At 32.5% G+C, this 7,501-nt stretch carries 6 protein-coding genes; 1 reads left to right on the forward strand and 5 read right to left on the reverse strand.

Annotation, left to right across the window (positions count from 1 at the left end; translation table 11 throughout):
• Positions 1-230: 230 nt before the first annotated feature.
• The 5 genes from B3W71_RS06175 to B3W71_RS06195 all read right to left on the reverse strand — a co-directional run bounded on the left by B3W71_RS06175 (position 231) and on the right by B3W71_RS06195 (position 4,901).
• The gene (locus tag B3W71_RS06175; RefSeq protein WP_346888069.1) at positions 231-1,238 is read right to left on the reverse strand and encodes an electron transfer flavoprotein subunit alpha/FixB family protein; all 1,008 of its coding nucleotides are present in this window, start codon (positions 1,236-1,238) and stop codon (positions 231-233) included.
• A gap of 25 nt (positions 1,239-1,263) precedes the next feature.
• Positions 1,264-2,049, reverse strand: coding sequence for an electron transfer flavoprotein subunit beta/FixA family protein (locus B3W71_RS06180; protein WP_346888070.1), 786 nt, complete (start codon positions 2,047-2,049; stop codon positions 1,264-1,266).
• A gap of 13 nt (positions 2,050-2,062) precedes the next feature.
• Positions 2,063-3,202: an acyl-CoA dehydrogenase gene (locus tag B3W71_RS06185; RefSeq protein ID WP_346888071.1), complete on the reverse strand. Its 1,140-nt coding sequence runs from the start codon at positions 3,200-3,202 to the stop codon at positions 2,063-2,065.
• A 36-nt stretch (positions 3,203-3,238) separates the two neighbouring features.
• On the reverse strand, positions 3,239-4,018 hold the full coding sequence (locus B3W71_RS06190; protein ID WP_346888072.1) for a short-chain-enoyl-CoA hydratase: 780 nt from the start codon (positions 4,016-4,018) through the stop codon (positions 3,239-3,241).
• 229 nt (positions 4,019-4,247) lie between these two features.
• Positions 4,248-4,901, reverse strand: a complete 654-nt coding sequence (locus B3W71_RS06195; RefSeq protein WP_346888073.1) for a redox-sensing transcriptional repressor Rex — start codon at positions 4,899-4,901, stop codon at positions 4,248-4,250.
• Positions 4,902-5,473: 572 nt separating this feature from the next.
• Here B3W71_RS06195 and abc-f point away from each other — a divergent pair.
• Positions 5,474-7,387: a ribosomal protection-like ABC-F family protein gene (gene abc-f / locus B3W71_RS06200; RefSeq protein WP_346888074.1), complete on the forward strand. Its 1,914-nt coding sequence runs from the start codon at positions 5,474-5,476 to the stop codon at positions 7,385-7,387.
• Positions 7,388-7,501 lie beyond the last annotated feature (114 nt).

Raw genomic sequence — 7,501 nt, forward strand, 5'->3', positions numbered from 1 at the left:
GGTCGTAGCCGCTCTTTACTCCCACTTTGAATAAGATGGGAGTGTTAGAGCGGGTAGTCATCAGATAGCACAAAATAGACGAGCATTCTGACTTATTTATTTTTTGAAGATGCCTAAGACTAAATTCTCTTTAATTGACAGAAGAGGGCATATACAACTCTGTATATCCCCTCATCTTATGTTAACTGTACACTATAGAATTCATTTAATATAAAAATCTTATAAATTTATTATTTATTCATTTCTTTGTATTGAGCTATCATTTCTGGAATAACTTTTGCATAGTCTCCTACTAAAGCTACATCTGCAGCCTTCATGATTGGAGCATCAGCATCTTTGTTTACAGCAATGATATAGTTAGAATCTTGCATTCCAGCTAAGTGTTGGATTGCTCCAGAGATTCCGCATGCTATATATATAGTAGGTCTTACAGTTTTTCCTGTTTGTCCTACTTGAACTGCTTTTTCTACCCAGCCATTATCAACAGCTGCTCTTGATCCAGCTAAAGTTCCTCCCATAACATCAGCAAGCTCTTGAAGTAAAGCGAAGTTTTCTTTGCTTCCAACTCCTCTTCCTCCTGAAACTACGATATCAGCTTCAGTAATGTCTACCATTTCTTTTACTGATTTAACAACTTCAATAGTTTCTGTTCTTATATCAGAAGCTGATAATTGAACATCAAATTTTTCAACTTGGAAAGTTCTGTTTTCGTCTTTAACTAACTTTTCGAAAACTCCTGGTCTTACTGTAGACATTTGTGGTCTGTGATCTCCACAAACGATTGTAGCCATTAAGTTTCCACCGAAAGCTGGTCTTGTCATTAATAAGTTGTTGTTTTCTGCATCTACATCAAGTGATGTACAGTCAGCTGTAAGACCTGTTGAAAGTCTTCCTGCAACTCTTGGTCCTAAATCTCTTCCAATGAAGCTAGCTCCAATGAATAAGATTTCTGGTTTTTTAGCATTTACAACTTCAGTTATAACTTTTGTATATCCATCAGTTGAATAGTGATTTAATAACTCGTGATCGCATACTAATACTTTATCTGCTCCGAAAGCACCTAATTCTTTAGTAATTGCATCTATGTTTTCATGTCCAAGTAATAATGCTGTAAGCTCTACTCCTAGCTTGTCAGCTATTTCTCTTCCTTTTCCTAATAATTCTAAAGCAACCTTTTGTAATTCTCCGTCTCTTTGCTCTGCAAAGACCCATACACCTTTATAATCTGCTATATTCATGGTAATTTCCTCCTTAACTTATATCTTAGATGAAGTGCTTTTCTTTTAGTTTTGAAAGCGCAATTGAAGCTGCTTCTTTTGGTGATACTTCGAATATTTCACCTTGACCTTTAGCTTCTTTAGTCATTGATCTCTTAACCTTTGTAGGTGATCCTTTAAGACCAAGTAGGCTAGCATCAACGTTAATGTCTGCTACAGTCCATACTTTAACTTCTTTTTCTTTAGCCATAGAGAATATGTTTTTTATACTCATATATCTTGGCACATTTAAAGTTTCGATTGCAGTTAATAGTACTGGAGTTTTAACTCTGATATTCTCATATCCATCTTCCCAAGCTCTTCTTACGTTTAATACGCCTTCTTTTTCTTCACTAACTGCTTCAACATAAGTTATTTGAGGCATTCCTAAATGCTCAGCAATTTCTGGTCCAACTTGTGCAGTATCTCCATCGATTGCTTGTCTTCCAGCAAATATTACATCATAGTCTAAGTTTTTAATAGCTGCAGCTAAAGCGTGAGATGTAGCTAATGTATCAGCTCCAGCAAAAGCTCTATCTGTAACTAGTATAGCTTCGTCTGCTCCCATAGCTAAAGCTTCTTCTAAAGCTACTCTAGCTTGTGGAGGTCCCATTGTTATAACAGTTACATGTCCACCATAAGTATCTTTTAATTGTAAAGCTCCTTCTAAAGCATTTTTATCATCTGGGTTTATTATTGAAGGAACACCATCTCTTATAAGAGTTCCTGTTTTTGGATCTATTTTAACTTCATTTGTATCTGGTACTTGTTTTACACAAACAACTATTTTCATCTTTCACTACCTCCTATTTTAATATGCTTCCTGCGATAACCATTCTTTGAACTTGAGAAGTTCCTTCGTAGATTTCAGTTATCTTAGCATCTCTCATCATTCTTTCAACTGGATATTCTTTAGTGTATCCATATCCACCAAATAATTGAACTGCCTTAGTTGTAACATCCATAGCTACTTCTGAAGCATATAACTTAGCTCTAGCAGCTTCTACTGAGTAAGGTTGTCCCATATCTTTTTTGTATGCAGCTTTATATACTAGAAGTCTAGCAGCTTCTATTTGAACATCCATATCTGCAACCATCCATTGTAATCCTTGGAATGCTGATAATGATTTTCCGAATTGTTTTCTTTCTTTCATGTAAGCAACAGCTTCATCTAAAGCTCCTTGAGCTAGTCCTAAAGCTTGAGCTGCTATACCAATTCTTCCTCCATCAAGAGTTTGCATTGCAACAGCAAATCCTTTTCCTTCTTTTCCAAGTAAGTTTTCTTTTGGAACTATGCAGTTTTCAAATACTAATTCAGTAGTAGAAGATGCCCTTATTCCTAATTTTTCTTCAACTTTTCCTATTGAGAATCCAGGGAAACTTTTTTCAACTATGAAAGCAGATATTCCTCTAGTTCCTTTTGATTTATCAGTCATTGCAAATACTACGAAGATATCAGCAACTCCACCGTTTGTTATAAATATTTTTGAACCGTTTAATACGTAATGATCTCCTTCAAGTACAGCTGTAGTTTGTTGTCCAGCAGCATCAGTACCTGCGTTTGGCTCAGTAAGACCAAATGCACCTAACTTTTCACCTTTTGCAAGTGGTGTTAAGTATTTTTCTTTTTGCTCTTGAGTACCAAATTGGTATATTGGAGCTCCACATAAAGAAGTGTGTGCAGAAACTATAACTCCTGTTGTTCCGCAAACTTTAGAAAGTTCTTCTACAGTCATAGCGTAAGATACGTTATTTCCACCTGCTCCACCGAACTCAGTTGGGAATGGAATTCCTAACATGTTATATCTAGCCATTTGCTCTACGTTTTCCATTGGGAATCTTTCTGTAACATCTATTTCAGCTGCTATAGGTTTTACTTCATTAATAGCAAACTCCCTTACCATTTGCTTTACAAGTTCTTGTTCCTTAGTTAATGAAAAATTCATTATAATACCTCCTACTTATACGATTATCTATTTCGATTATCTATTCTTAAAATTCTTATCTCTCTTTTCAACAAAAGCTGTCATACCTTCTTTTTGGTCTTCAGTAGCAAAACACATTCCAAATGCTTCTGCTTCATATAATACTGCACTATCAATATCCATTTGCAAGCCTCTATTGATAGCAGCTTTACATTGTCTTACAGCTATAGGAGCATTTTTAGCTATTTTATTAGCCATAACTTTTGCTTCATCTAAAAGTACTTCTGGTTCTACTACCTTATTTACTAACCCAATTCTTAAAGCTTCTTCAGCATTAATCATGTCACAAGTGTAAATTAATTCTTTTGCAATTCCTTCACCTACAAGTCTTGCTAACCTTTGAGTTCCGCCAAACCCAGGAGTTATTCCAAGACCTGCTTCTGGTTGTGCAAACTTAGCTTTAACTGATGCAATTCTTATATCACAAGCCATTGCAAGTTCACATCCACCACCTAATGCAAAACCATTAACTGCAGCTATAACAGGCTTTTCAAGTTTTTCAATTTTTCTGAAAACCCCATTCCCAAGTATACCAAATTCTTTACCTTCTATAGCATTCATATCTTTCATTTCTGAAATATCTGCTCCAGCAACGAAAGCTTTACCTTCCCCTGTAAGAATAACTGCATAAATTTCCTTGTCCTCTGAAATTTCTTGGATAACAAAATCAATTTCCTTTAAAGTTTCTGTGTTTAAAGCATTTAATGCTTTTGGTCTGTTTAGTTTAACTAAAGCCACATTTCCTTCTTTTTCAAAGACTATGTTCTTATAATCCATTTTTAAAATCCCCCATGCAATTTTTCAGGTGTTAGCCGCCACATTTCGTTATTAATTTAACAAAAATAGTGATTAAAGTTCTAATACCCCAATCACTATTATAGACTCATTATATTTTTTTTTCAACCACATTTATGTTTTTTACGAAATCTTTTTATTTTACTGACATGATAGACTATTAAAACTTTATTGACAATACAAATTTTTCAAAATTTGTATTGTCTTTTTTTTAATTAATAAAGCCTTCTTCTTTTTCACGTTCATTTAATAAGTAACTTAAAGTCATTAAACTCTCATTAAGGTGTACATTTTCTACAATAACGTCCTCTTTAACCTTTAAGTCTATAGGTGCAAAATTCCATATTCCGTTTACACCGTTTCTCGTTACTATGTCTGCTACACCTTGAGCTCTATTCTTAGGAACGCAAATAATAGCTATGTTGATCTTCTCTTTTTGCAAGAACCCTTCTAAATCGTCCATATCTTGTATCTCTATATCTCTTATTTTAAGTCCAATAAGCTTTACATTTACATCAAAAATACCTTTTAAATTAAATGCCATCTTATCAAAGGTTGTATAATTTGCAATTGCTTGACCTATATTTCCTGCTCCAATAATTACAGTGTTATACTCCTTATTTAATCCTAAAATAACTGATATTTGATATAATAACTCCTTAACATTGTATCCATAGCCTTGTTGCCCAAAATCTCCAAAGCAATTTAAATCCTGTCTTATTTGTGAAGCTGTAAATCCAATTCTTTCACTTAATTCTTTAGAGGATATTCTATCTACTTCATTTTTATCTAATTCACGTAAATACCTATAATATTTAGGAAGTCTTTTTATTACAGCCATGGAAATACTTCTTTTCTTCTCCACCTTATCAGCTCCTTATTTTATCCTTTATCTTTTAACCTTATCTTTTATATATAAGCTTTATTAAAGTTTCTGCATTAAACTTGCTTACAATCCTAAAATTTGCTTGCAAACTTAGATTACATTATGGAATATTAATGAATTTTATTCATTGGAACTTATATATTATAATTTTCTTCTTCATGATGCATCTTTAAAGCAAACATTATGCATCTTTGAAGCAAATAAGATAATCCCACATTTAACTAACTTTGATTTATACAGTTATTATTATACTATACTAATACCCATTTGTTATATATTTTTTTATTAAATATATAAATTATCACAGTATATTTTATACTTATATTTGTATTCATATTCATATTCTATATTATACTTATGAATTCCTAATGTTCTCTAACTTTCTATTATATATAATATTATGAAATTTCGAACTTTCAATCTATATATTTTTATTGTATTATATATCAATATTCCTTATTATTCACAATACCCATTAACCTACTGTACTATACAAATTAATTTAATTTTTTCAACTTTCATGATAAAATGCTAATAGGACGGTGAAATAAATGATAGTTTTAAGTTGTAAAAATATAAGTAAATACTTTGGAATAGATATAATTTTAAAGGATATTACCTTCAATATAAATGAAGGTGAAAAAATAGGATTAATAGGTGCTAATGGCGCTGGTAAATCAACCCTATTTAAGATTTTGACTAATCAAATGGAATATGACAGCGGTGAACTGTTTATAGATAAATCAAAGGAACTGGGATATCTTTCTCAAAACCTTTCTCTTGATTCAAATAATACTATATATACGGAACTTCTTTCTGTGTTTGAATCACTGATAGACATGGAAGAAAGATTACATAACCTAGAAGAGAAAATGAAAGAACCCTATGATGCTTCTAAAGAAGAATACCATAATAAAATTATAAGGGATTATACTACCTTAACAGAAGTTTATGAAAATCGTGGAGGCTACACTTATAAGGGAGAAATTAGCCGTGTTCTTAAAGGACTTGGCTTTACTGAAGCAGATTTTGATAAATCAATATCCATATTGAGCGGTGGTCAGAAGACTAGGGTTGCCCTATGTAAGCTCCTTCTTAGAAAGCCTGAAATTCTGCTTCTAGATGAGCCTACAAACCACCTTGACCTAGATGCTATAGAGTGGTTAGAAAACTACCTTAAAGATGTTAAAGGCACTATTATAGTGATTTCCCACGATAGATTCTTCTTAGATGCTATCACTAACAAAACCATAGAGCTAATAGGTGGAACTGCCCACTGCTATAACGGTAATTATACAGCCTTTGTGGACCTTAAAGAAAAGAATAAAGAAGTTATGCAAAAGGCTTACGAGCTTCAACAGGCAGAGATTAAAAGACAAGAAGAAATTATAGCTAAATATAAATCCTTTAACCGTGAAAAAAGTGTAAGAGCTGCTGAAAGTCGTCAAAAAGCCTTAGATAAGATTGAAAGAATAGAGGCACCTATTAAAGATCCTAAGGCCTCGAAAATAAGATTTGAAACTCAAATTAAAAGTGGTAATGACGTTCTTTATGTAGAAAACTTAAGTAAAAGCTTTGGTGAAAAACTTTTATTTGAAGGTTTAAACATGGATATTAAGCGTGAAGAAAAAATTGCTCTTATAGGTGAAAATGGCCGTGGTAAGACTACTCTATTTAGAATAATCATGGATAAAATACCTTCTGATAATGGAGTTAAGGTTTTAGGTAAAAATGTATTTGTTGGATACTACGATCAAGAACAATCAAATTTAGACCATAATAAAACTATTCTAGATGAGGTATGGGATGACTTTCCGCACATGACTACTACCGAAATACGTTCTGCTCTTGCAGCCTTCCTATTTACGGGGGATGATGTATTTAAGCAAATATCTAAGCTAAGTGGTGGAGAGAAATGTAGAATTAACTTACTAAAGCTAATGCTTTCTAAATCTAATTTTCTTCTTCTAGATGAGCCTACAAACCATCTAGATATTATCTCTCGTGAAGCTTTAGAGGACGCTATCTTAAACTATGATGGCACTATAATTCTCATATCCCACGATAGATATTTCTTAAATAAAATCATAAATAAAATATTCGAACTTAATGAAGATGGAGTTAAAGAGTATTTAGGTAACTATTCTTATTACGTAGAGAAAAAGAAAAACCCTTTAAGATTTGAATATATAGAAGAGGGTTCTGGCATTACCAAAACTCAGATAAAGCTAGATAAAAAGAAAAAACGTGAAGCTGAAAAAGTTGAAAAAGAAAAGGCTAATATGATTAAAACCATTGAAAATAAAATTGCAGCCACAGAAGAATCTCTAGAGGATCTTCAAGGACAGCTATGTCTTGAAGAAGTTTATTCTAACCCTGAAAAAAGTATAGAAATAAATAAAGAGATACAAAGAGTGGAAGAGGAGCTTCAAAACCTTTATGACCAATGGGAAGAATTAGCATAATAACTCTCTTAAAATAAACTAATCTAAATAAATACTGAGCATGCACTTATATTATTAACGCTCAGCCGTTTCGGAATATTGATTTACTAAAATATTTATTCAAGGTAAAATCTA

Origin of the sequence: Clostridium sp. UBA1056 (genome assembly GCA_002316385.1) — a bacterium.
Lineage (GTDB): Bacteria > Bacillota > Clostridia > Clostridiales > Clostridiaceae > Clostridium_J.

What these genes read in the sequence shown, in the direction of transcription:
- abc-f (WP_346888074.1), top strand. Translation starts at nt 5,474, where the DNA reads ATGATAGTTTTAAGTTGTAAAAATATAAGTAAATACTTTGGAATAGAT.
- B3W71_RS06190 (WP_346888072.1), bottom strand. Translation starts at nt 4,018, where the DNA reads ATGGATTATAAGAACATAGTCTTTGAAAAAGAAGGAAATGTGGCTTTA.
- B3W71_RS06185 (WP_346888071.1), bottom strand. Translation starts at nt 3,202, where the DNA reads ATGAATTTTTCATTAACTAAGGAACAAGAACTTGTAAAGCAAATGGTA.
- B3W71_RS06175 (WP_346888069.1), bottom strand. Translation starts at nt 1,238, where the DNA reads ATGAATATAGCAGATTATAAAGGTGTATGGGTCTTTGCAGAGCAAAGA.
- B3W71_RS06180 (WP_346888070.1), bottom strand. Translation starts at nt 2,049, where the DNA reads ATGAAAATAGTTGTTTGTGTAAAACAAGTACCAGATACAAATGAAGTT.